Source organism: Parabacteroides sp. AT13 (assembly GCF_002272965.1).
Taxonomy (GTDB): Bacteria; Bacteroidota; Bacteroidia; order Bacteroidales; family Tannerellaceae; genus Parabacteroides; species Parabacteroides distasonis.
Map to the genome: position 1 here is coordinate 1,873,673 of NZ_NQMH01000001.1, position 26,621 is coordinate 1,900,293.

The window sequence follows — 26,621 nt, forward strand, 5'->3', positions numbered from 1 at the left end:
GATAATGAAAAAACTAGGTTTATTAATGATGTTGTTGCTCCTGTCAAGGATCGCTTTGTTCTGCCAGGCACAGACGGCGGGTATCGAGGAGAAGGAAGTGCTTAGGAATGAAGATGTGATTTTCCATCAGATTGATGAGCATACATGGTTTGGAACAGGTCATTTAATGGCGAACGAGAGCCTGTATCTGGTCGAGGGAGAAACGAAAGCGATCTTGATTGATGCCGGAACAAAGATCAAGGATTTGGATAAGCTCGTGGCTTCCATCACGGATAAGCCGGTTACGCTGGTCGCCACGCATGTGCATCCGGACCATACAGGCTCGGCTATCGATTATTTCCCGGAGATTTATATCAATCCGGCTGATACAATAGGTATACCGGAATTTATGCCGAATTATAAAGGCAAAGTTTGTTTCCTTGAAGACGGTGAAATCCTAGATTTAGGTGGGCGTATCCTAGAGATAGTCTTTACTCCCGGGCATACTCCCGGCTCAACCACTTTTGTGGATAAGGATGCCGCTTATGGTTTTAGCGGCGATTCGTTCGGCTCCGGTAATCTATTGCTGGGAGTTGACTTCTCTACGCTCATATCTACTTGTAAGAAGATGAGTGCGGTGATCGAGAAATATGATATCAAATACCTCTACCCCGGACATTATTTCGGAATGAACAAGGAAACCCCTCAACGTGTAAAAGACATGATCACGATGAGCGAGGATATCCTGTTCGGAAAAGTGCAAGGCGAACCTAATCCGAGTGGGATGTTGGGGTTAGACCGGGTGTATACGAATTATGGTGTCCGTATAAATTATAAAGAAGAAAGTATGAAATGAGGGGACCTTTAGATTCTGAACCCGATTTCACTGATAATCTTCAATTCAAGCAATTTCTCCAATATTAATCTATCCATATGAGAGTAAGCGGTTTTTCCGTGTGCTAACTTATATACACGGAAGCCGCTGACATTGAATTCTTTCCCTAATTGATCATACAAGCTTTTCTTGTTTGTCTTAAACCAGTAATTAAATAAGTTCTTCATAATCCGACTTTTGTAATTATCTTTCATTGTACGTTGTTAAAGAGCGTATTCGTAATCGGTTTGGGTAAGCCCTTTATAGAGAGGAGTGCATATCTATGATTGCGATATTTTCTTTTCCCATCATGGCCAATAATGTGCTGCAATATGAGGCGTATCCGGATGTATAGGTTATCGCATACTTATTTTTAAGGTAGGCTTATTGTATATTTCCATATACGCTCTTGTTTCCTGTCGTGTGATTCAGTAAAAATATGAGGCTGTCTCAAAATAAACTTGAGATGGCCTCTGTTGTTTTATTCCAAGTTGAAGTCTTTTGGATTTTTCTCTAAAGATGAATTTATAAGCTTACTTTTGAAGATTTCACTGTTTTTTTGTTACCATAACCTTCCTAAGAGGCTACTTTTGCAAGATTATGTGCTATTGCCAGCAGGCCGAACTCAATTTCAACCTTCTTAAGTCCACGAAGATTGAACCTCTTGAAGTGCTTGTTGTTCTTGAGGTTTCCAAATACTGCTTCCACATCCTGTGGTCGCTGACTGCGATATTTCAGACCTTCATCAGAAAGCAGCTTTTCACGTTCTTTTTCCTTGATTTTTCTCAGACGGTGATTTACCTGTACAATCCTTTCCGAACTGCTTTTATGACACCGGCATCTTAACGGGCAACCCTTGCAGTTGCGTGCCCTGTATCTTGATATGGTCTGCACAAAACCGTTGTCTGTTACCCGCCTTACATCAGATAGTCTTTCCATTCTCTGCCCCATAGGACAGTACATGCCGTCATTTTCCTCATTATAATAAAAGTTGGCAGAGAGAAACGGGTCGTTTCTGAAATTCCTTTTCTGTTCCTTATGAAAATAATTGTACTTTATGAAGGTTTCAATGTCATGCCCGAAAGCATACAGATAGTTCTCTTCACTTCCGTATCCTGCATCACAGACAGACACGTTAGGGTATCTGCCGTAAAGGGAATGGAAATCATCCATATGCAGAGGATAGGTGGAGGTATCGCCTGCACACTGATGGATGGTATAGTTCAGGATGAACTGTTTATTGGTACTTATCTGAGGATTATATCCGGGTTTAAGCTGTCCGTTCTTCATATGGTCCTCCTTCATGCGCATGAAAGTGGCATCATTGTCTGTCTTTGAGTAACTGTTGCGTCCGTCAAGTATCTTTCCCTGTGATTCATATTTCCTGAGTTGTTCAGGCCATGACTTCCTTACACGCCTTACCTTCGCTTTCACTTTCTTGTCAGCATCAACTCCATTCAGGGCATCGTCTATCTGCTCCAGTGCCTTTTCCACTTTCTCCGGGGTGATATCCTGATATGTAACCGGAGCTGAATCACGCAGTTCCTGTTTGGTAACGGATTCGGCATACTGCCATATCTCCTCAAGCTGTTCAGCTATTCCGGATATACGGGTATGTATGGACCTGCCCCAGACAAATGTATAACGGTTGGCGTTAGCCTCCATTTTCGTTCCGTCGGTAAATGCCACATCAAGACTTACAAAACCTTCTGACACGAGGAACTTTACAATAGTAGCGAAAACTGTCTTCAGTACATCCTTCAGACGGCTGCTGCGGAAACGGTTGATGGTATTATGGTCAGGAGTCACGTTGCCGGTAAGCCACATGAAGCGGATATCGTTACGACAGAACTCTTCGATGCGACGGCTGGAATAGATGTTACGCAAATAAGCATAGACAAGAATCTGAAGCATCATGCGTGGATGGTACGCAGAACAGCCTTTAGAGGAATACTTAAGGTAAAGTTCTTTAAGGTTTATCTGTTCAATGATACGGTGAACAACCCGGACCGGATCGTTCTGGGGTATAAAATCGCCTAAACATGGAGGTAAAAGCAGATTATCGTTGGATGTGTAACTTTTAAACATTATCTTTGGGATATCTTGATTTGATTCCCTAAGATACAAAAAATTAGGGAGACGGGCAAGTTCTGGCTGAGCGAAGTTAGAGCTTGCCTGATTTTTTTTGCAGACACAAAAAAGGCCATCTCAAACTTCTATTTGAGACAGCCTCGACTTTTTCCAAAAACACGTACGTGTTTTGCGGAAAGTATAATCGTCTTTTTAAGATGTTTATGTTCAATGATTTATATAAGAACATTATTTACGTGCTTATTGTCTAGGATTTGCCTTGGGATACGTATGCTCTAAATAGACTCCGGGTACTGAAAATCGGGTGGGAAAAGTAAACAGGGATCGTTGGCAAACTTACCAGCGATCCCACTAAATCCCTATTATAATTTCGCTTGATTCACTTGCGGCGTGCGGATACCCGGTTTCAATTCTCCGTTGATGATAGTTAACCGGCCATCTTGGATAACCGCTCCCGCTCCGGCACGGGCCAACTGCTCATATTCGCCCAGATCGCTCCATGCTTTCGTGGATAGGTCGTATTGAAGTAAGGTGGTATTGAATCGGTACCATTCTATCGGATGGTGCATATAGGCCTTGGCTTCCGCTTGCAGGCGGGTAATGGCCGCTGAATCTTGCGCCGCCTCCGCTTTCGCTAAATGGATCGGTCGGGCGATGGCGGCTAAGAAACAATCGTAGTTCACACCTCCCATAAATAAGATTTTATCCGTTTGGAAAGTCACGGCACAGCCTCCTGTTAGGGTACGGTTCGCTCCGTCCTTAAACGGGGGAAGAACGGTCTCTTGTTGCCAGGTAAAAGTTGCCGGGTCGAATACCAATACATCCGTCGGGACGATCGGTTCCTCTTCGTTTAGGATGGGCTGGAAGCCTCCGGCTAGATAGATACGTGTGCCGTTGGGACTTTCTCCGGTCGCTAATACCGGCTGTACACGGGCTGCTCCCGGGAAGTCCGGTAGTTGTTCCCATCCCTTTTCGATATTCGCTAGGTTGAGGCGTAAGAAGGTATGGCAGGGCTGTCCGTTCTCATTTCCCCCTGCTACGTAAATCTCCTGTCCGGTAAATGCGGCCGAGAGATTATCCATTGGAGACGGTAAGGAGGGTAAGGCGCAAACCGTTACCTCTCCTTTCGTGGGGTTATAGGAGATGCGGGAGACCTCCACCAAGGAAGAATCACTGTTGTTTCCTCCGATGCAAACGATACCTTCTGGGGTAGAAACCGTAGCGCCGTAGGCGACGGGACGAGGCAGTCGGTCGATCTCTTTCCAGCCTTCGGGAAGAAGGACGAATATCTCGCTATAATATCGCTTGGCTCCTCCCTCGGTGACGGGTTTGTCCGGAAAGTTGCAACCTCCGGCAACGATCAATACGCCGTTATGAATGCCGGCGAACGGGGCGGAAACGCCAAGGGAGGCCGTATCGGCTGCTCCCGGTAGATCCGGTAATTTTGTCCAGTTTATCATGGTGTTCTGTTTTTTAGATACAGGCTGGCCGCATCCCGCTACGCAGAGTAGCAGGAGGAACAACCAGCCGGTGATTTGTTGTTTATTATGCATAGCTTATTCTTTTATTGCCCGGAACGTAGAGGCCGGCATGCCCGCCTCGTTTATAAGATTCGCTCTCGTGAAGGGTTGCCAGCCGTAGCGTACCAGCTTCGGGTGAGTCACTTGATCGTTCCACACCTTTACTTTCCCGTTCTCTACCACGGCTTGCGCCGGATAGTAAAGTCCTTCCTGCTCGGCGATCTCGAATGTACGGATGGGGTCCCCATCGGAGGTTGTCAAGCCCTTTGCGTAATCGAAAGTGATATAGGCGGCGTTATCGGTAAACGTTGCGCTGCGGAACAAAGGGCCGGATGGGATTACGTTATGTCCGTAGGTCTTGTTCAAGGCCCAATGTGCCAGTCGTTCGCCAATCTCTTTTTTTCGGGTAGGGTGAACGTTTAAAGAATCCCCGCGATCGCTACTAACGGCCATACCCGTATTCGATACGGTTTGCGCCAGGCGGCGTTGGCTGTCCCTGAACCAAGTCCAACTCGGGCGGTCTATGCTGGATAGTTGGACATAGTAGAAAGGCAGGTCTGCGTTCCAATTCTGGCGCCAGCTGTTCACCAATAACGGGAATAATCGTTCGTGTACTTCCATATTATGGGCGTTCGATTCTCCTTGGTACCAAATAATCCCTTTGATGGGATATCGATGAAGGGGTTGGATACCCGCCTCGAACAGATAACAAGGCTCATACGGATGGCGTTGGAGCGGGTTGGACGCTTGCTTGATGTTTAAGGCCGCCCGTTCACGTACCCAATTTTGGATAAAGTCGTTCTTCGTCCAATCCTGTAAGATATCCGGAAACTCGAATTCCAGTGTTTTCCGGTCGATCCATGCCTCCGTAGGCGAGCCGCCAACAGCGTTCAATATCAATCCTACGGGTACTTGTAAGCTATCGGCCAGCATACGCCCGAAGGCAAATCCTATGGCCGAGAAGCGTGCGGTATTCCGCGTGTCGCATACTTCCCATTGAGCGTCGTGGTAATATTGCAGGCGGTTCAATGAATCCAGTACGGAAGCGTCCCATTCCACGGCGTAGGTCTCCCAGCGGGGCTTTAGGTCGAATAAACGGATTTGCGAGTGTTGTTTCGCGTAATCCAATTGTTGCTGTTGTTCTTCCTTTACGCTCTCGTTTACCCGGAACGCCATGTTGGATTGTCCGGAGCATAGCCAGACTTCCCCGGCTACTACATCCCGATAGTTCAGCGTGCGGCTGGGGGTAGAAACCGTTAAGGTATAGGATTTCCCGCTTACCCGTAAGGGATCGAGCGTGACAGTCCATTTCCCGTTCGTACCGGCTACGGTCTCCTTCCTTTGTCCGGCGAGGGTAACGGTTACTTTCTCCCCTTGGTTGGCGATGCCAGATATAGGAAGCGGTTGATCCCGTTGCAAGACCATCCGGTCCGAATAGATGGCAGGAAGCTGTAATCCTCCGTAATCGCCGGTTAGCGCCCCATAAACGGTGCGGGCCAAGATACCGGCACCTTCAGCGTTGGGATGCAATGCGTCGGGCAATAGATCCGGACGATCATATAATCCTTCCTGCAAATCGACCAAGGTCGCGCCGGCTATCCGGGCGATTTCTTCGATAAGCGCTTGCTCCATCCAGTACCAGTCTCTTGTACCGGATTTAAAACGAGGATGGCGGTGAGATATCGGAGTCATGCGACAAACCCATACCTTGCATCTCGGATTGGCTTTCCGGAAGGATTCGATCAAGGAAAGATAGTCCCGGACGAAATCATCCCGGTAATTCGGCCATGCCCGAGGGTCCGTATCGTTCAATCCCAGATGGATGATCACGTAATCCCCGGCAAACCTCAGTGCCTTTTGATACGCCTCTTGTTGGGTATAAGGACGATATCCCTTGTTTAATAAAGTAGCCCCGCTATGCCCGAAGTTCTCCACTTCGTAGGCATCTCCAAGCATCTGTTGCAATTGGGCCGGGTAGCAGTTTGTTTCCCTGTTCTCGATTCCGTAGCCGTAGGTCACGCTATTACCTACGCAAGCCACCTTGATTCTTTGCGCTTGCCCCATGAGAGCGAAAGCGAGGAAGATGGATAAGATTCCTATTATTTTTCTCATTTCATTCAACCGAATTAGACGTTATTTAAGTTGTTTATCCGGAGAGTAAACCAGTCCTTCCACCGCTTTCTCTCCATCCGGGGTGACGCAAACGAACGTAAACATCCATTTCACCAGACGGACCTCGGGGGTATTGAACGTACCGACCGGAAGCTTCATGAACACCTTGTTCCAGCCTTTTTCCAGATGGACCGGGGTTGGTTTACGGCTTACGCAGTTCTCGTTCCCCAGTGGGATCTCATTGGACTTCTCCCGGTGGGTAGCGGTCCATACGGGGGGCGTTATCTCTTGATCATTTACCCAGATACGGCTCTCTTTATAATCCCATTTCCCTTGTGAGGGAGGAAGATCCATCTCCGAGCGCCCGTAATTCTGGAATTCGATCCACGCCCCTACGTCTTGCGTCTTGGGCGAATAGATCCAAGTCCATGCGTAAGCGGTATGATTCGGCTGCGGGTCCTTATAGACACCGGGAACCAGCGGTCCCCAGACATGGCGCAGGTAGATTCCGGCACCGATGGCGTCGTGCGTGCCGTAGCTTTTCCCTTCATAGGTATATTGCGTCTGAAGCGACTTTTCCGGAGGGAAAGAACGGGTCAGTTCCCCATCATTCGGGAAAGGGTCGGTGATACGCCATTTCACGTTGGTTTGCTTGACGTAGGCGAACGGGTATCCTTGGAAATGATGTTCTTTATGCCATAACATCCGTCGCTCAAAATCGACAAATGCCTTATGCTCCTCGTTATCGGGATCGATAGGCAGCATCGTTCCGTTCTTATCGAAATATTGATAGCCGCCGCCCAACCAAGAACGTTCGGCAATCGCTAATAGATTCGGATACAAATTATTCTCCCGGATCAATTTGTCCTCCGGCTGTACGACCCGGTCGTGCCATACGGCAAGGATCGTACCCGCCAAATCATGACTTCCTTGCGGTTCATTGTAAATACGGCTGGTGTATAAGCCGATCAAGTCGGCGAACGTATCAAAATGGTTGATATAATGGAAACGGGAGTCGATTGCGGGAATGCCCGGTCGCGCTTTTCCCCGGTAACTCCACATTTGCTCCATGTCGATCTCACCCGGCTTGTACTTCCATCCCGGGTTCCAAGAGATCACTTGTTTCCCTTTCGCACGGATATAAGCGACCATCTCGGGTACGAACTTTGGATTGGTAAACTTTACCTCGTCCGTACCGATATGTAAGTAAGGAACCTCCTCGAATACCTCGCAAACCTCGTCCATCAATAGTTTCAAGATCGCCATACCCTCCTTGCTCTGCATATCATGACGGAAGGCCCGTATGAAAGCGGCGCTATGTCCCGGCATATCTACCTCCGGGATGAGTAGTACGTTATGTTCTTTACAAAAGCGAACCAGCTCCTTTGCCTCCTCGATCGTGTAATATTTTCCGGGCATACGGCTCATATTGCAGCTGTCGTTCAGCATCGGAAAGATCTTGCTCTCCAGACGCCAAGCTTGGTTCTCCGTGAGATGCCAATGAAATACGTTCATCTTGTAGCGGGAAAGTACCTCGATCTCCCGTTTCAGTTCTTTCATGGAGATATAGCTCCGCCCTACGTCTTGCATGAATCCTCGTATGCGGAAAGCAGGCCAGTCGGTGATCTCGCAGCCTTGGATGGAATATCGCTTCCCTTGCCGCTCGGTCAGTTGGCGTAAGGTCTGTATCGCCCAATAAGCCCCTTGCTCGGACACTGCCCGGATGGTTATGCCCCGGGAAGAGACGCTTAGTTGATAAGCCTCCTCGGAGTTGAGGGGGATTCCGTCCAATTTGTCAACCAAGGAAACCGCTATCTTGTATCGGCTGTCCGGTTGGACGCTTACCGGCAGCTCCTCCAAGAATTCCATTAGGATGGAACGGAGTTTCCCTTCGGAAGAAACCGCGATTTCCTTCGGATGGAACGAAGCGTTTGTCCGGACGTATTTTTGGGGCAAGGGCAATAAAACAGGATTCCGGGCCATCAGAGGCCCGGAATACAAGAAACTTAAAACAATTGCAAAATGCAGTATATATCGCATATACTTAGATTATTGATGAATGAGATCCTGTAATTTGACAGCTTGGAAGGTCATATGCGCTACGCTTGACTCGTAGAAGATTCCTACCGTTTCCTTATCGATCATCGAAAGACAGGAATATCCCCATCCCTCGGCCTCGTCTAATAAGACTTGATGCTCCGTGGGCCAAGTAAGTCCACCGTCCAGACTCGCCTTGATCGTGATATGATTACGCCCTTTCGTCGTGTTCGGGTTGGAGAAGAGTAGAAGGTCCTTGCCGGTGATGTTATCCTTGGCGTTTACCTTGATCAAGCTGGCCATACAAACGGATTCCTGTAAGGCACTACGGCTGGAAGGATGCTCTGTCCATGTCTTGCCTAAATCCTTTGTGGTGGCCACGGCACGGCTACCACCCCGGTTATCACGCATATTTAACATCAATACGCCCGGCTCTACCTCGGCAACTTGCGCCTCTGTGGTATTCGTGCGGGCTAAGTTATGCAGGTGCCATGTTTTCCCGCGGTCTTTGCTATACATAATGCCGGCGTTGGGCACACGGGTAGCGTCGATAAACTGGATCGGGAAGACCAAGGTACCGTCTTGCATCGTGATGCCTCGTCCCGGGCCTTGCAATAGGAAATACCAAGACGGGTCTTTCACTTGGGAGGTGATATTGATCGGTTCGCTCCACGTCTTACCATCGTCCTCACTTTTCACGAGCATAAGTTGGGCGGTCTCGTCCGGTGTCATTCCCGGCATGGAGTTCCACCAAGCCCGTTCGTTACCCATACCATGCGTCCATGCGGCTACTACCCAGATCGTATTGGTCTTTTCGTCTACCAAGATCGATGGGTCTCCCACGCCGTTTTGTCCGTGGGGCAGGCCATCCGTTTGTTTGAAAGTCATGGCTACTCGCATCGGTTCCCAAGTTTGTCCCTTATCGGTACTGCGGCTTACTCCGATATCGATTTTCTCTTGTAGGTCCACGCTGCTATTATAGCGAATATCGTAGACTCCGAGTAATGTTCCGTTATTCGTCGTCACTAATCCCGGGATGCGGAAGGCCGCCGATCCGTCATCCCCGGCTTGGCGTACGCCGATACCTACATGGCGTTCGTCCACCTTTCCTTTCCAAGTGATGTCGATCGGTTTGTTGTTGATCTGTGCGTTAGGCATCGTGGTCGCTACTTTTGCCAATAAGGAAGTCTCAGGCTTCATCTGGATACTTACCCAGAAATAGTTGATGCCTTTAAGCATCGGTTGCTTAGAGGTTAGTTTTACCGTGCGCGACAAGGGGGCGGTAACCTCATCTTGCCGTACGGAATAAGATTCAAGAGCCTTACGGGTATTTCCCGGTATATGGCTGGATATGTACGTAACGGGACTGAAATGTTCCCCTTTGCGGGATGGAGCTTCCACTCCGCTATAAAATAGACGTATCGCTTGGATGTCCGACAGGTCGACATTGTCTCCGATCTGTATCGTGATCTCGTTTAATACATCCCCTTTTTGGGCCGGTATCCGCATCTCGTAAAGTACATTGTCGATCCGGTCTATCAAGATGGGGATTTGTTGCTCTCGCACATAAAGACTGTCTGCCGCAAAAGCCGTTTGTACGATGAAAAGAAGGCAGAAATACAGGAAAGTTTTTTTCATGATGTTTTTTGTTTGTAGGTTGAAATTAATAGATATGTGAATTCCAAAGGTAGCGATATTCATTCATATGAACAAAGCCCCTTTGGAATTCGTGCCAAAAACCTAGTTATATCCAATCGCCTTAAACCTATGTACGATTAGTATCCGGGAGTCTGTTTCAATGCGGGGTTGTTTGTCAATGCCCCTTCATTGATCGGCCATAATAAACGTGATTCTTGTGCTGTGGTATATTTTAATACATAATCCTTACCGAAGCGTCTCAAGTCGTACCAACGTTTACCCTCAAAGAAGAACTCGCGAAGTCTCTCTTTAAGGATAGCTTCCATCACATTCTCGTCGCCCGCCTCAAACGGGTTATCGTTATAGAAACTTCCTTTGTCATTCGGATAAGCCACCTCGTTCTTATGTGCGTTAAAATATTCGGAACCGTAAGCACGCTCGCGAACGGCGTTGATCTCTGTAGAAGGATCTTCTCCGAGCAAGGCCTTAGCCTCGGCTAATAATAGCAAGGCATCCGCATAGCGATAGATAGGATAATCATCGTACCAACTTCTCTCGTTACTACCTTCCAAGGTGGTTCCTTGGAACTTGTATTGGATTGGTGCGATATACTCCAAGGTGCCGTCTTCGTGCTTTTTATAAACGGCCTTCAAGGTACCTTTCAAGCGGGTATCACCTTCGCGGAATGATTTTAGGTAATGATCTTTCTTTACTTGGTAGCGCATTAAGCCTTGTAGGTTGTATCCCGGTATTTCAAGGAATGGAGTTCCTGTCTCGTCACAGTAGCCTGCCATGTACTCACGTTGAGGTACCATATTGTTACGCCAGTTATAGTCTCTCCACATCATGAAATCATCCTCCTTACCACTATGGAGTGCGAAGATCATCTCGCTGTTCTCCTTATTGTTGAAAGAGAAAACGTCCGTGAATTTCTCTTGCAGCTTTAAGTTGCCGTTTTGTTGAAGATCTTGCAAGGCTGTCTTGGCTACGGTATAATCGCCCGTGCCGCCACCCATCTGGCGTCCGCTCCATAGATAAACCTCACCTTTCAGCATCAAGGTAGCGGGTTTAGACCAATAACACTTTCCTTGTTTATAAGAATAATCTCCGCCAAAAGCTTTTTCCGAGGCATCGATATCCTTCTTGATCAGATCCATCACCTCACTCGCTGGAGAAGCGGCCTTATCAAGGTGAGAGATATCCAATTCGCTACCTAAGGTTGGCTCCGTAGTAATGATAACGTCTCCCCAAGAGCGTAACAAATGGAAATAGATATAGGCGCGTAAACCGTAAGCCTGCCCTAAGTAATAGTTCTTTTCGGCCTCGCCTAATAAATCGGTCTCGTTCGTTCTACGGATCATCAAGTTGATTTGGTTCAGTGTCGTATAAAAATTAGCGAAGTTGCTGATTCCTGTAAACTCTGCGTTGATCGTATTGTATGAGAAACGCTCTACGCCTTGGGTAGCCTCGCCTCCGAACGGCTGATCTCCGTAGATGTCCGAGCGAGGTTCGCCCAATACGAATATGTTATAACTGGATTGTGAACGGAGCAATCCGTGTAAACCTATGTTGAATGCCTTAAACTGGTCCGGGGATTTCCAATAGTTTGCGTCGGAAATACTACTTACGGGTTCCATGTCCAAGGAGTCGCATCCGCTGAAATTCAGTAATGAGACTGCTGCCATCATGGCTATAATTATCTTTTTCATAAATGTCTGTCTTTTTTAATGGGTTTGACTAAAATGTTACGGATAAACCAAGAAGAACCGTTTTAGGAGTTGGGTATCTACCGTTATCAAGACCTTGACCATAGGTAGTATCTACCGCCGGTTCCGGAGATACACCGGTATATCCTGTGATGTAGAACAAGTTTTGTCCGGTTACATAAACAGAGGCATTGCTCATCAAGGCTTTGTTAATCCATTTCTTTGGTAGGTTCCAAGTCAATGTGATTTCACGTAAAGCTAGATAATCACCTTTTTCGTAGAAGCGGGAGCTGTTGTTGTCAACTGCTGTCAAACCATTGTTGGAGCGAGTAATATTCTTCTTGCTCAACTGATCGGCATAGTAGAACTTAGGTATATCCGTATCCTGGTTTGTCTCCGACCAACTGTCTTTCACCATATCGATGATGTTAAACGAACCTTGATATTGTCCAAGTGAACGTGCGGCTAAGTCGTTATACAGCGTATGCCCTAACGCATAATCAAAACGAGCGTATAAAGAGAAATCTTTATAGCCTAATGTCGTGGAGAAACCACCGGTTACTGTCGGGAAAAGATTACCTACTTTCACGCGGTCTAGATTGTTGATTACGCCATCATTGTTCAAGTCGGCCCAACAAACGTCACCCGGCTCGATCGGTTGCTTACCTGCCTTATCCTTTAAAGCTTCCCATGCGGCGGGGCCATACAATTCTCCAATTGCGTCGTAGCGGTTATTGGCATTCGCTTTCACGTCATCCCAATCCTTGAAGATATGATCTTGCTTGAAGGCAAATAAATCACCCAGCTTACCACCTTCTTGTTTTCCGCCAACCCATACGACTTCACCCTTTTGCGGGTCGTATACTTGGTAACCTCCTTGGCGGTTATTTTCGTTCCCATTGGCCGGAAGCTTGACAATCTTGTTCGCTACCGTAGATAAGTTTGCTGATACATCCCAACTGAATCCGTTTACGTTGTTTAGGATATTCGCTTTTACTTCCATCTCGAAACCTTGGTTACGTAAAGTTCCCAAGTTGGTTTTGATGCTGTTGAAACCAGTGTAATTGGGTAAATCCAAATCTGTCAACAAATCGGAAGTCGTACGATTATAATAGTCTAGGATAAAGCTCAGGCGATTGTTGAAGAATCCTATATCCAAACCTACTTCGAAAGATTTACTTTGCTCCCAACGTAATCCACCGTTTACCAATTTGTCATTATAGAAACCTACAGAGCCATCATAGTTTGTTATGATCGATCCGTTTGCGTCTTTCTGCCCATAGCTGCCATATACGTCGTAGTATCCTAATCCGTTTACGTTACCGTTCACGCCGTAGCTGATACGAGGCTTCAGGTTAGAGATCACATCTACCAACTTCGATTCCTTAAAGAACTCCTCTTCCATGATATTCCAACCAGCGGAGATACCCGGGAAGAAGCCCCAACGGTTATCGCTCAACTTGGAGATTCCGTCATAACGAGCTACGACCGATAACAGGTATTTGTAATTGTAGTTATAGTTTACACGGGCAAAGCCAGAAAGGATACGATAGCCTTCCTTGTAGCTATAGGTATAGGTACGATTACTACCAGCGTTCAAAGTAGGGATGTCATCCGACGGAGAATTTTCGGTCCTTGCGTTCAGCGTATATTGATGCCAATTGAAATACTCGCCACCAAGCATTGCCTCCAGATTGTGTTTTTCTTTGAATGTGTCTGTGTACGTCAAAGTAACACTATGTTGCTGTTGGTTCTGCTTTATATATTTGGCCTCAGCCTTACGGGTAAGATTCGGGCTAGTGGCGTTTTGTTGTTGGTAAGATTTCTCGAACTTATCTGTTTGATCGTCTACGTGGTATAGGGCGCTATTCTCTTTCAAGATTAATTTCTTCGGGATGATCTCTAGATCAAAACCGATATTATAGGTAGAGCGGCGGGTTCCATTCGTATTCGTTAATTTATCTTTGTAGTAAAGAGGGTTTCCATCACCCGTGCCGAAGCCTGAAGCGGGAGATCCGTCTTCCATGTATGGGTTCCATGTAGGGCGTTGGCTCATTGTGCGATAGAAGAACTCATATGATCCGATCCAAAGACCCGGCTGGCGAGACCATGTATAAGTCGTTCCAGAGTTGACTGTCAAGATCGGAAATATCTTATAGGATCCATTGAATGTCCCGGAGAAACGCTCGTAGCTGGTTCCCTTAATGAGACCGTCTTCTTTGTAGTAACCTAAGCTGGCTGCGAATGTACCTTTGTCGTTACCTCCTGTGATATTGATATAATGATCTTGCGTGAAAGAAGGGTCTTGGAAGGCTGCGTCTTTCATTTGCCCTGAGTAATCCTTGAATAAGATTTGTTTATTCGGATCGGTTGGGTCTTGCATTTGTTGCCAACCTTCTGCCAAGAGGCCTTTGGTACTGTCATCCAAATAACGGATATCAAATAGGTCATTCCCGATACCGTATCCCATTTGGTTATCCATGCCTGAACGTCCTGTTCTTTGGTATCCTAAGCGATTGTAGTAAATATAATCGTGAGCGTTTAAGTAATCATAACCTGTGCGAGCAAAGTTGGCACCTCCCTTGAACTTGTAAGAGACGGAAGCGGATCCTTCTTTGCCACGTTTCGTGGTAACCAAGATTACGCCACCATTGGCACGGGCACCGTAGATAGCGGTTGAGGCTGCGTCTTTCAATACTTGGATAGACTCGATGTCGGAGGGGTTGATGTCGGCCAATGAGTTGCGCACGATACCATCTACAACGACCAATGCGCCATTATCCTTACCTGTTATGGTAGCTCCGCCACGAAGTACGATATTTGGGTTTGCTCCCGGCTGACCGGTCGTGTTTACGACGCGCAAACCAGATACGGTTCCTTGCAAGGATTGTCCGGCGTTAGACATCGCTGCGTTTTCCAGTACGGCGTTATCCAATTTAGAGATAGAGGTTGTCAAGGTCGCTCTCTTTTGTGAGCCACCGTAACCGGTTACCACTACTTCGTCTAGCTGTTCGGCGTTTTCTTGTAGGATCACGTCTACTTTGGCTTTCCCAGCTACTGGAATTTCTTGTGTCTTGTACCCAATGAAAGAAAATACTAATGTGGCGTTTTTGTTGGATACGGTGAGAGTGTAATTACCGTCGAAATCGGTAATCGTTCCATTTGTCGTGCCTTTTTCAACGATAGACGCACCGGGGACACCCATGTTATAGGTATCCAGCACTGTTCCGGAGACTGTCTGCTCTTGTCCGTACATAAATGCCGGAAGTAGGAGCGCAAGCATTAAGAGCAGTAGATTCTTCTTCATAATGAATTACTTTTTTGTTGTTTATTTAGTTTATTGGATGAGATTAATTAGCATTCGTCGGTCATATTAGCGACTTTCGGACGTAAGAAGATCACTTGGATTAAAAGTGCGATGAGTACCAATCCGGCTAGCATGGCGAAGTCATGGCCAAGATTACCAGCGTCGGTAGATTTTCCTAGTATATCCGTGATGGCGGCTCCGGCAAATACACCGGTCATATTCATAATTCCATAGGCTGTAGCCCGATAACGGGGGGAGATGAATTGGCAAAGGATAGGCATATTATTGGCGTCGAATATACCATAACCGATACCGAAGCAAAGACCACCGCCGATAATCATCGGGAAGTTGTGCCCAAATCCTAGTAATAGGAGAGAGGGTATCGTTAATGCCAAACCAATGGCGCCTGTGTATACACGTCCCCGGACATTCCGCTGGATCCATTTATCGGATAAAATACCTCCGGCGATTACCCCTATAAAGGAAGAGATAGCGATCGTGAATGTAGATAACGGACCGGCCTCGGACATATCCAACGAGAGATTTTCAGCGAATAGGGTAGGGAGCCAGTTCTTTGTCGCCCAACCCGGTAAGCTCGGCGTGGCGAAATAAAGAAGAATGATCCAAAAAGCGATGTTCGTGAATAACATCCCTAATCCTTTAAACGCACCGGAAATCGGATTCTCTTTCGGATAATTTTCCAGTTTTACGGCTTGTTCCACATGATCTTTCTTATCGTGTAAGAAGATGATCAAGACCACGCTATAAGCGATGCCGATGATACCAAACCAATGGAAAGTCGTTTCCCACGTATAAGCGCTGGCCACCGTAGCTCCGAATCCTCCCAAGGCTTGGCCTACGTATAGACCTGTCATATGGATACCTACGGCTAATGACCGTGTTTTCTCTTGGTGATAATCTGTGATAAGCGATAATCCGGCAGGAATATACAAGGCCTCACTGACCCCCATCAAGGCACGTAGGTAATAGATCTGATTGAAATCCGTGCAATACCCCATCATCAAAGTCACGAAGGACCAGACAAATAAGCTACCCACGATTAGCCACTTCCTGTTTACCCTGTCTGCCACCATACCGGCTACAGGGCTCATGAATCCGTAGATCCAGAGGAAGACCGCCATCAAACGTCCGAAGTTCGCCGCAGACTCTAGTTCCACGATATCCACCATCATAGCTGATTTCATGGTTGATAGCATCTGGCGATCCATATAGTTCAGTAAGGCGACAACCCATAGTAAACCGACTACGATCCAAGGATATAATTTCTTATTTTTCATTTGATTGAGGAAAATAAAAAGGAAAACAAAGCCTTAGAACATCAGGAGCCACGGTTGTGACCCCTGATGTCAATTGACCAATTTTCAGTATTTTAGATAAAGTTATTTAGAAAGAATTTCGTCGCAGAGTAAACTACATTTGAGAAGCATTCTAGGAATGTGGAACGGACCTTTGAATAGATTGCCTTTGGCAGATTGAGAGAGACTACCATCGAAGTGTAGGTAGCCATACCATTCCCCATATTCTTTGTCGGGGAGATGATTAAATGTGTAATCGTTTATTAGTTTGTGCATTTCGAGATATTTGGCGTCGCCAGTCGCTTGGTAGGCGTAAAGCGTAGCGATAACCGCCTCGCATTGTGGCCACCAGAACTTCATGTCGTGCCAATACTCTTGGGGAGGGAAGTTTTTGCAATCCTTGAAATAGTTGATTCCGCCGTACGTCTTATCCCAGCCCCAGTCCCAAGACCAGTTGAGGATTTGTAAGCCCATCTCTTTTAGTTGAGGGTCCCATCCTCGGTATTTGGCCTCTTCCAAGATAAACCATGCGGTCTCGATGGAGTGGCCGGGATTGATGGTACGCCCGGCGATAGAGTCGATAAACTCACCGTTGGGTCCTACTGTCTCCAAGATAGCCTTGAATTCGGGATGCATGAAATCACGGCGTAGCTCGGCTATGGAATCATCGATTTGTTGTGTAAGTATGGGATCGTTTATGGCCTCACGGATGCGTGCCGCCGTATCGATCAGTATCATGCAGAAAGAATGGCCTTTCGCCACGAGACCTTCACGAAATTTAGGCTCCAATAATCCCGGGGTATTCTTATAGTGTAATACTTGCTTGAATAAGTTCACGGCCTTCTCGGCATAGCTTTTATCGCCTGATGCCAATGCATAGTGGGCCATGGCGATCGCTGCGAAAGTCTCGGAGAATACGTAACGGCGTTTACGTACAGGGATGCCTGCCGCTGTTACCTCGAAGAACATACGTCCGTCCGTATCAAAACAATGTTTCTCGATGAAATCGATACCGTTTTTACAGGCTCTCAGCCATTCTTCGTTCTTCTCAATGTGATTATAGGCATATGCCAAGATAAAGGCGAATCGTCCTTGGAACCAAACGGATTTAGTGGAGTCCATCAGAGTACCATCCCGGTCTACGCAAGTAAAGTAACCGCCGTTCTCTTTGTCCAGTCCGTATTTCATCCAAAAAGGAAGAATATTGGAAAGAAGCTCATTCCGATAGGTCTTGCCCCAATAAGCTAGATATTCCGATGGATTAGATAAATTGTCAAACGCTGCCATACCTTAGAATTTATTACATCTTTCAAAGAAATTGATAGCCTCTAATTCCGCTTTCATCGCGGCCTCTTCTTCGTCCGTCATATTCCGGAACGGGGTACGGTTCTTGCCGAGATCTAATCCGATCAATTTCATGATGCGTTTTCCTCCGACGATATTACCACGGTAATTGCAGATAACGTTAATAACCTCCTGAGAGAAGTTTTGTCTCTCGCGAGCTGTCTCTAAGTCACCGGCTGCCCAAGCCTCTAGGATACCGGTTAATTCTTTTCCGTTATAGTTTGTGGTACCACCGATACCTCCTTGCGCTCCACCCATCGCAAGGCAAGGAAGAATCGTTTCATCCTGTCCGTGCAACATGTCGAATTTACCATCCTTGTATAAACGACATTGATTGTATTCGTATAAGCTCTCGTATGTATATTTGATACCGGCGAAATTAGGGATACGCCCGTCTACTGCTTTTAAGAAATCCAGCATAGGGAGGAAAGCGTTGTTAAACGCAGGGATATGATAGTAGTAAAACGGTAAGGCAGGAGCGCCGCAAGCGATCTCCTCGCAGTACTTTACCAATTCCTCAATTCGACCGATACGAGGGAAAGGGGTAGCCATAGCGCCAATACCCCAAGCGCCGATCTTTTGAGCATGTTCCGCTAAATTACGACTAGACTTAACGCATGTGCTACCTACGTGCACAATTACCTTAAAGCCTTCCGGAGCTGCTTCCATCCATTTCTCGGCCAGTTTCATGCGTTCTTCCTCTGTCAGCATATAACCTTCTCCGGAAGAACCATTGATGAACACGCCTTTCAGTCCGTTTTTCACAAGAAGTTTCGCGTAAGCTTCAATTGGCTCGTAATTAACTTCCCCGTTCTCATGGAACGGAGTGAAGGGAGCATCGATCAGTCCTTTAATTTTATCCATACCTGCGTTATTTTTATGAGTTTTAACCTCTGATTTTAATTACGATGCAAATATAAATAAAATATTTTAATAACAAATCAATATTTTATCAAGAAAATGAAATAATTATTTGATTTTTATTTAATTCCTTTGAAATGATTGTTAAATCATACCTAGAATTTTAGATCGAGATAGCAGGCAGGCCCCTAATATGCCCGCTCTTTCACCTAATTTGGATACTTTGATCTGTGTATCACGGGTTACCAAGTTTAAAGAGTACTTCCTAACGGCACTTTTAATAGGTAGACTTAAATATTCTCCCGTTTGCGACAAGGGCCCACCCAGTACGACCAGCTCTGGATTGAAAATGTTCATCAATCCGGCTATTCCTTTACCTAGATTAAAACCGATCTCCTCCAGTATCTCAATAGATAGCATATCCTCTTTGTGAATAGCGTCGATCAAGTCAGAGAGCCCGATGTATTCCCCGGCATCGATTTTACTGGCCAATATGGTGTTGCTACCCTCTTTATACCGCTCAAGGAGGGTACGGTACAGGGCAGAACCGGAAGCTCCAGTCTCGAGGCATCCTTTTTTACCGCAATGGCAAAGAATCTCATTCTCGAAGAAGCTGAAGTGCCCAAATTCTCCGGAGAAACCTGATTTCCCGAAATAAACCTTGCCGTCTATGATGATACCGATACCTAATCCCCAAGATATATTGATGAATAGGATATTTTTCTCTCCTTTTACGACTCCTTGAAGATATTCGCCGTAAGCCATGGAACGGGTGTCATTCTCTATATAGATCTTTATATGTAGTTTTTCCTCAAGGATTTGAGACAAGGGCTTCTCCTCAAAGTAAAAAATGCTATAGCTATATCCGGCGAAAGGATTTACCCGTCCGGATATATTAATGCCAATGCTTAATATCTTTTCCCTTGGGATCGGCAACGAGTTTATAAATTCATTGATACATTCGCAAAGATGGTCTAAAGCGGCTGGTGTGTTTTCGAGTGTATAAGGGATATTCTGCTCAATGCGGATCTTATCTCCTTTAAAATCTAATATGGCTAGATTCAGTTGATCTTTCAGTATATCTACGCCCACAAAATAGCCGGATACGGGATTGAGCCCGTAAATACTAGGTTTACGCCCTCCGCTAGTCTCTTGTTTTCCAAAGTCGAGTATATAACCGTCCTCTTGTAATTCGCTAATTAGCTTAGTGACGGTGGGGATACTGAGATTCATTTCTTTACATACCTCCGCTATAGTAGCGTCTCCATTGGCCATATAATAATGTATGATCTTCTTTTTCAGAAGGCCACTACGAGTATTGTCATCGGACGAGAGCAAGAACTTAGTTGTCATGGTTATACCTTTATTGAGTGATTAGGGCAAAGGTACAATAAGTTTTTTCAAAAACTAAGCGTAATAAAATAAAATTTTTTCATAAGGAGCTATCTTAATTGTAAGAATTTGTAATAGAAGTTGAATGACATAGTCTGCGGCGAACTCTGTCACTCGTGACATCTATACTAAAATCCTTCTTTCACGATCCGTTTGATCGGGAGGAAGAATCGTTCGATCAGGCGTAATTCTTCCGTTACGATCTCTGCGGAGGCTTGCGTCTCGGGCGAGACGGGCAGGTCGATACCGTAATTGGTTCTCAGTCCCTCTGGAAAATCGATATCCGCCGTATAGTACTCGTCGGTGGGGACCAATGAGATATTCGATACCACGCCGTTTACCACGCCAAACTCCTGATCCGGGAAATTGGAGAAACGGACGATCGCCCGCTGGCCTCTCCGGACTTTTCCCGAGCGTGCTATCGGTATGCGCACCTTCCCCACCAGCCGGCTCTCGCCTTGCGGCACGACGGTGAAAGCCACCTCTCCGGATGGGATATACTGGTTCTCATTCCAGTACTTGGTGAAGGTCACGACACCCCCTACCGGGGCGATGAGGCAATAACGCAACCTCCACTCGTTCATGCTATTCAGCAATTGTTCCCGGGCGGTCTGTAATTCCTGCCGTAGCGTAAATTCTTTCTCGCTCCGCTCCAGCGTCAGATCCAGCAAGGATTGCTCTTGCTCCCCGATCTGTATCCGGAGATTCTCGGCCGAGGCTGCCGCCCCTTCCAGCGAATAACGGCTTTGCAGCAAAGAAGCCCGTGCGGTCTCATGCTCGTAGGAGGAAATCACGGACCGGCTATACAATAATGAATCCCGGGCGTATTGCCGCCTTGTCAAGGCGAATTGCTCCGAGAGGGTCTTCCGCTGCCGTTCGGTCTCGTTGTAGTAAGCCTTATACAACGCTATCTGTTTGCGGATGGAGGCCATTTTTTGTGGATAATAATCGATCTCCCTGTAATTGATGCAGGCATGGAGCGCCGAGAGTAGTCCCGAGTAAGCCGCTTGCATATCACCCAGCGATAGCTCCTTGTACTTTGATAATGCCTTGTCCAAGCTATCCACGTCGCTTCCGGATCGTTCCAGCGCCTTATCCAGATAGATGGCATCGTCCGTGTCGGCGTGATTCTCTATGACCGCCAGCCAATCCCCCTCCCTTACCGGACGATTATCCCTGACGAGCAGCTCCTGTATCTTTCCCGCTGCCCGTGTCACTACCGCCGTCGCGGGATGTTGCCCCGTCAATGTCATGTCTGCCGTGATCACGTCAGGATATTTGAAGAAACAGCTTCCCACCAGCAATGTCACGACCACGAGGAATAACAGCGTTATCCCCCACCGTACGATCCAGGCCGGCACTTGCCCCATCACCTCCTGTACCTCCTCGCTCCTCAGTTCTATGTCCTTATTTCTCTTCTCCAACTAATTTTCAATTTTCAATTCTCAATTCCCAAGCTCCAACTGATTCTTCACCAACTTATAATAAGTCCCCCGCAAGGCCGTGAGTTCTTGATGCGTCCCTTCCTCCACGATGCGTCCCTTGTCCAGCACCACGATCTTGTCCGCGTCACGTACCGTGCTTAGTCGATGCGCCACGACCACCACCGTCCGTCCTTTGTAGAAGGCGTGCAACTGCTCCATGATCTCCCGCTCGTTGTTTGCGTCCAAGGCGTTCGTGGCCTCGTCTAGGAAGATGAAGTCGGGATTCTTGTACACCGCCCGGGCGATCAGGATCCGTTGCCTCTGCCCTTGGCTTACTCCATTGCCCTCCATGCCGATCTTCGTATTATAGCCCAGCGGGAGCGAATCGATGAAATCCCGGATATTCGCCACCGTCACGGCATGCAGCAGGCGTTCCTTATCCACCACCTCTTCGCCGGGGGCGATGTTGTTGGCGATCGTATCCGAGAAGATAAAACCATCCTGCATGACCGAACCGGTCTTGCTACGCCATACGTGGGGATTCAAGTTCCTGAGGGAGGTATCGCCGATCCTCACATCCCCCTTGTTGGGGTTGTAAAAACCGAGCAGAAGTTTCACGATCGTCGTCTTCCCGCTTCCGCTGGCCCCCACGATGGCGGTCACCCTGTTATGGGGTATCGACAGGTTGATATCCTCCAGCACGTAATCCCGGTCCGCCCCGTCATAGCTGAAGCTGAGGTTTTCCAGCCGTAGCGTCCTGTCATCGGGAAGAACATTCAGCCTTATCCCGCCTGCCTGTTCCTCGTCCTCCTTCCCGTGTATCTCGCCGAGCCGCTCCAAACTGATCTTCGCATCCTGCAAGGACCGTGAGAAATCGATCAATTGCTCGATTGGTGAGGAGAGCTGCCCCACGATGTAGGTCACCGACATCATCATACCCAGTGTCATATCCCCTTGCACGACGGCCCGTGCCGCGATGAAGGAGATGAGTATGTTCGTGGTCTGGTTGAAAAAGACCGCCCCGAGTTGCTGGTATTGTTGTAACGCCAACCCCTTAATCCCTATCTTGAAAAGTTTTACCTGTATCCGTTCCCATTTCCATCGCATCTTGGTCTCGCAATTATTGAGCTTGATCTCCTGCATGCCGGTGATGAGCTGGAATAGGTTGCTTTGCTCCCCGGCCGCCTGCGAGAAACGCTTTACGTCCAGCTCCCTCCTCCATCTCATGAAGGCGAGTACCCACGCCACGTATAACCCGTTACCTACCAAGAAGAGTCCCAGTATCGTCCAGTCGTAATAGGCCAGCACGAACCCGAACACGATGAAGTTGACGAAAGAGAAGAGCGTATTGATGGATGTCCCCGTCATGAAAGCCTCGACGCGGTCATGGTCTCCGATGCGCTGCATGATATCGCCCACCATCTTGGTATCGAAGAAATGCAAGGGCAGGCGCATCAGCTTGGCGAGGAAATCGGAGATCAAGGCGATATTGATCCTCGTGTTTACGTGCAGCAATATCCAGCTCCGTATGAAGTCCACGGATAGCTTGGCGATAAAGATCACCAATTGAGATATAAGGATCAAGGTTATGAAACTTAGGTTGTTGTCCCGTATTCCGGTATCCACCAGGCTCTGCGTGAGGAAAGGCAGGATGAGTTGCAGTACGCTGGCTGTCACCATGCCCAGCACGAGCTGTGCCATCTCCCTTCTGTAGGGCGATATATATCGGAAAAAGAATCCGAGGTTACGTTTCCTGTCTCTCCTCTCGTCCTCCATCCCGTAGAACTCCGGCCCCGGTTCCAGCAAGAGCGCCGTCCCGGTATCCTGTCCGTCCACCTTGGTGCTGACCCAGCACCGCTTGAACTCCTCCCTCGTATAGGTGATAAGTCCCGCCGCCGGGTCCGCTATGTAGAACTTCCCTTTCTTTATCTTGTAGCAAACCACGAAATGCCATTGGTTCCAGTGCAGTATGCAGGGTAGGGGACATTCCTTTTCCAATTCCTCCACCGTGATCCGCACGCCCTGTGTTCGGAACCCGATCGCTTCCGCCGCCTCGCTGATACCCAGCATGGAGACTCCTTCCCGGGTGATGAAGGCTTTCTCCCGTAAGTTCTGGATCGAGTACACACGGCCATAGAACTTGGCGATCATACGGAGGCAGCTAGGACCACAGTCCATAGAATCCAATTGCTGATAATGTGGAAACGATCTTAGCATAAATTAAAACATTAGGATATAGACATGATTTAGTTCTTATTTCTTATACTTGATCAGCATTATGACGGGATTGGAATCCTCATTTAATTTCGCCGCGATTTCGTTTAGCCTGCCTTTGAGCTTCCCTTCTTTATAAGCCTCAATCAATTCAGGCGCATCAAAGGGATACCAGTTCGCAATATCTTGATTAATAGATGAAATCCAATAGATCGGTCTTTGATATAAAAAATCAGTATTATATATTTGATATTTGAATATAGAATCTTCCTGTTTGTCGTATACCAACCTACTCACCGGTATTTTTCTCGTTTTAATATCGAGTTTTTTTTCTACGGTTCTCATAAAATAATAACGGCTTGTCACCCCCTCTACAAAAAGAAATATTTCTGTATCCATGGAATATATAGAGGGTGTCCTCACGATAAAAGGCTTAATATGACCGTTTGGCGAATAGGAATATAGGGTATCGGATGAGAGATTCATAAGTATCCAATTATCGGAAGTGGCGGTTGTAGCAAAAAAAGTAGGAATTACTTTTTGATCATTATCTCCGAATATAACCAGTGTTTTCTGTTCTTTAGAAGGAATTGTAATTTTCTGGATAATACTTCCGTCATACTTTGAGATAATCAAATGATAAGGCTGTTGGTCTGCCACCATTCCATAGCCTTTGTTATCATAAGTGATCAGATTATCCTTGTCATAATTAAAAACCTTAAGGTAGTCACTCTCGGGGTCTAGGAAATTAAAGCTTCTTTTAAAGTCCCCGTTTAAATCATATACTGATATTTTCCCTGTATGTGTAACAAATAGCTCATTGTTTTCCTCATCTAGTGTAATTCCTGCAATCCCCGGATATTCCTCGACACCTTGTCCTAAACGGTTTATTTTCCGTATAGCTTTCCCCGTTTTCCGGTCAAAAATGAATATGTTCCCGTCGTTTGTGTTGTTTTTTACTATTATAAATTTTTCGCCGATATCCATGACATTACCATGTGTGATAAATTCGTCAGTTGTTTCCAGCGCAATATATTCTACATCCATAATATCCTGAAGGATTAGCTCCTTTTCTGGGTAATCTTTGCTAACATTGATCGTGACAAGCTCGTCTGTCGATTGCTTATCTTTTCCACATCCCGCTAAGGCAAAGAGGAGGACTGCTGAAATTAAATTTACTTTCATGCTAGTATTTATTTTTCTTGTGTTTTATCAGCATAATCACCGGATTGGACTCTTCATCCAATGTAGTTGCGATCTCTTTCAGTTTGCCTTTCAATCGTCCTCTCCCGTAAGCCTCGGCAAGTTCGTGGGCTTGCAATGACTGTCCGATTACGAATTCCGGATCTAAAGGTCTCGACGTCATATCCACTTCTCTTTTGCTGGTATAATCACCATTGTATATTTTAGGTATGAATAAAGAATTTTCCAGTCTATCGTACATCAAACCGGAAATTGGAAACCCTCTCCCTGTTTCAAAATTAAATTCCGCTTTCAACAGGCTCATGAAATAATAACGGTCGGTAAAAACGGTTGGTATAAGAAATACTTCAGGAGGATCCATGGAGTGTATGGAGGGGGTTCTTACGATAAGGGGGATTGTCGTATTAGCATCCGGCAAATAGTGGTATATGGTATCGGATGATGTCTCCATAAGTACCCAATTGGTATGATCTGGAACTATTTGATACATGGCGGTTGGAACTGGAGCGGCCCAGTTCTCCCAGTTTTCCCCGTCTCTTGCGACCGGGCTTTTAACTTCATCAAAAGGAATTGATATTTTCCGGATGATACTTCCATCCTGTTTGGAAAAGATTAAATAATATGGAGGTATGGCGTTTGACGGGTTTTCCAGACTATTATCCGGTACATAAGAGATCAAATTTTCCCGGTCGTAATTAAATGTATTTACATGAGATTCCGTACCTGCGGCTTTGAAACTCCTTTTAAAATTTCCGTCTAGATCATATACTGAGATTTTACTTCCGGTATAGGCTATGACAAATATTTCCTTGTTTGCTTCATCCAGAACAATCTCCGTAATACCTATATATTCCTCGCCACCTTGCCCTTTCCTGTTTATCTTCTTCAAGGCTTTGCCGGTTTTTCTGTCAAAAACAAACAAATTCCCGTCGTTGGCCCAGTTGGTTATTAATATAACTTCTGCACCAATGGCCATTACTTTGCCTTGGGTAACAAACTCATCATTTGTTTCCAACGGGATGTATTCCACATCCATGAAATCCTGTAGTGTCAATTCCTTTTCAGGATAATTCTTTGTAACATCAACTGTGATGAGTTCATTTGTTGATTGTTTATCTTTTCCACATCCCGCTAACGCAAAGAGGAGGATCGCTGAAATTGTGATTATCCATTTCATTATTCTTACGATTTAAGGTTAAACACTTAGGGCGATACGTTCGCTCAATTATGCCTAGTCACAAAAATAGGTTATTTTTTCTCGTGATCCCTTCTTTTTGTTCAAAACTTATAGCGATGAATGGAATTCTATCCGTTATTTACATAATTTCGGCACAGGCTTAGCAATGGATGTTGTTTCTCCTCGCTATCTTGTGGGTCACTTATCAAAAGGTCAAATAGTTCGTTTATTTCCGGGTCGTTGATTCCCAGATCATCCTTTTCGGACTCCAGATACCAGCTGCCCCATGTTGTTATAATACAAATCTACAAGTGTACTTCTGTTGATGCTTACCCTGCATAACCTTCTCGAAATAATCTTTACTTTCCATAATCTTACTTTTTTAAGTGTGGAGGCAAAGGTACTGAATCGGATTAACAATATCTT

17 protein-coding genes are annotated in these 26,621 nt (G+C 46.4%); 1 reads left to right on the forward strand and 16 read right to left on the reverse strand.

The window, feature by feature from the left end; genetic code table 11:
- The first annotated feature begins 4 nt into the window (after nucleotides 1-4).
- Nucleotides 5-835 carry an MBL fold metallo-hydrolase gene (locus CI959_RS07870; RefSeq protein WP_057317288.1) on the forward strand — a complete coding sequence of 277 codons (831 nt, stop codon included), beginning with the start codon at nucleotides 5-7 and terminating at the stop codon, nucleotides 833-835.
- Between the two features lie 8 nt (nucleotides 836-843).
- Here the strand turns inward: CI959_RS07870 and CI959_RS07875 are convergent, their stop codons facing one another.
- The 16 genes from CI959_RS07875 to CI959_RS07950 form a co-directional block, all read right to left on the reverse strand.
- Nucleotides 844-1,041 carry a hypothetical protein gene (locus tag CI959_RS07875; RefSeq protein ID WP_227154305.1) on the reverse strand — a complete coding sequence of 66 codons (198 nt, stop codon included), beginning with the start codon at nucleotides 1,039-1,041 and terminating at the stop codon, nucleotides 844-846.
- Nucleotides 1,042-1,429: 388 nt separating this feature from the next.
- The gene (locus CI959_RS07880) at nucleotides 1,430-2,941 is read right to left on the reverse strand and encodes an IS1182 family transposase (protein ID WP_057317674.1); all 1,512 of its coding nucleotides are present in this window, start codon (nucleotides 2,939-2,941) and stop codon (nucleotides 1,430-1,432) included.
- A gap of 365 nt (nucleotides 2,942-3,306) precedes the next feature.
- Nucleotides 3,307-4,497 carry a cyclically-permuted mutarotase family protein gene (locus CI959_RS07885; protein ID WP_057317673.1) on the reverse strand — a complete coding sequence of 397 codons (1,191 nt, stop codon included), beginning with the start codon at nucleotides 4,495-4,497 and terminating at the stop codon, nucleotides 3,307-3,309.
- A gap of 3 nt (nucleotides 4,498-4,500) precedes the next feature.
- Nucleotides 4,501-6,576 carry a GDSL-type esterase/lipase family protein gene (locus tag CI959_RS07890; protein ID WP_057317672.1) on the reverse strand — a complete coding sequence of 692 codons (2,076 nt, stop codon included), beginning with the start codon at nucleotides 6,574-6,576 and terminating at the stop codon, nucleotides 4,501-4,503.
- Nucleotides 6,577-6,597: 21 nt separating this feature from the next.
- Nucleotides 6,598-8,616: a family 20 glycosylhydrolase gene (locus tag CI959_RS07895; RefSeq protein ID WP_057317671.1), complete on the reverse strand. Its 2,019-nt coding sequence runs from the start codon at nucleotides 8,614-8,616 to the stop codon at nucleotides 6,598-6,600.
- A gap of 9 nt (nucleotides 8,617-8,625) precedes the next feature.
- Entirely contained in the window at nucleotides 8,626-10,251 is a 1,626-nt protein-coding gene (locus CI959_RS07900) for a sialidase family protein (RefSeq protein WP_057317670.1), read from the reverse strand.
- 137 nt (nucleotides 10,252-10,388) lie between these two features.
- Entirely contained in the window at nucleotides 10,389-11,960 is a 1,572-nt protein-coding gene (gene nanU, locus CI959_RS07905) for a SusD family outer membrane lipoprotein NanU (RefSeq protein WP_005860490.1), read from the reverse strand.
- A 28-nt stretch (nucleotides 11,961-11,988) separates the two neighbouring features.
- Nucleotides 11,989-15,264: a TonB-dependent receptor gene (locus tag CI959_RS07910; RefSeq protein WP_057317669.1), complete on the reverse strand. Its 3,276-nt coding sequence runs from the start codon at nucleotides 15,262-15,264 to the stop codon at nucleotides 11,989-11,991.
- Nucleotides 15,265-15,311: 47 nt separating this feature from the next.
- Complete coding sequence (locus tag CI959_RS07915) at nucleotides 15,312-16,562, reverse strand: MFS transporter (protein WP_005860494.1); 1,251 nt, start codon at nucleotides 16,560-16,562, stop codon at nucleotides 15,312-15,314.
- Nucleotides 16,563-16,664: 102 nt separating this feature from the next.
- Nucleotides 16,665-17,867, reverse strand: coding sequence for an AGE family epimerase/isomerase (locus tag CI959_RS07920; RefSeq protein WP_057317668.1), 1,203 nt, complete (start codon nucleotides 17,865-17,867; stop codon nucleotides 16,665-16,667).
- 3 nt (nucleotides 17,868-17,870) lie between these two features.
- Entirely contained in the window at nucleotides 17,871-18,788 is a 918-nt protein-coding gene (locus tag CI959_RS07925; RefSeq protein ID WP_008773239.1) for a dihydrodipicolinate synthase family protein, read from the reverse strand.
- Between the two features lie 141 nt (nucleotides 18,789-18,929).
- Complete coding sequence (locus tag CI959_RS07930) at nucleotides 18,930-20,138, reverse strand: ROK family transcriptional regulator (RefSeq protein ID WP_005860500.1); 1,209 nt, start codon at nucleotides 20,136-20,138, stop codon at nucleotides 18,930-18,932.
- Nucleotides 20,139-20,305: 167 nt separating this feature from the next.
- Nucleotides 20,306-21,601 (reverse strand): HlyD family secretion protein, encoded by a 1,296-nt coding sequence (locus tag CI959_RS07935; RefSeq protein WP_057317667.1) that lies wholly within the window; start codon nucleotides 21,599-21,601, stop codon nucleotides 20,306-20,308.
- Nucleotides 21,602-21,622: 21 nt separating this feature from the next.
- Nucleotides 21,623-23,818 (reverse strand): peptidase domain-containing ABC transporter, encoded by a 2,196-nt coding sequence (locus CI959_RS07940; RefSeq protein WP_095231432.1) that lies wholly within the window; start codon nucleotides 23,816-23,818, stop codon nucleotides 21,623-21,625.
- Nucleotides 23,819-23,854: 36 nt separating this feature from the next.
- Nucleotides 23,855-25,000 carry a 6-bladed beta-propeller gene (locus CI959_RS07945; RefSeq protein ID WP_057317666.1) on the reverse strand — a complete coding sequence of 382 codons (1,146 nt, stop codon included), beginning with the start codon at nucleotides 24,998-25,000 and terminating at the stop codon, nucleotides 23,855-23,857.
- Between the two features lies 1 nt (nucleotide 25,001).
- Nucleotides 25,002-26,195, reverse strand: a complete 1,194-nt coding sequence (locus CI959_RS07950; protein ID WP_057317665.1) for a 6-bladed beta-propeller — start codon at nucleotides 26,193-26,195, stop codon at nucleotides 25,002-25,004.
- Nucleotides 26,196-26,621 lie beyond the last annotated feature (426 nt).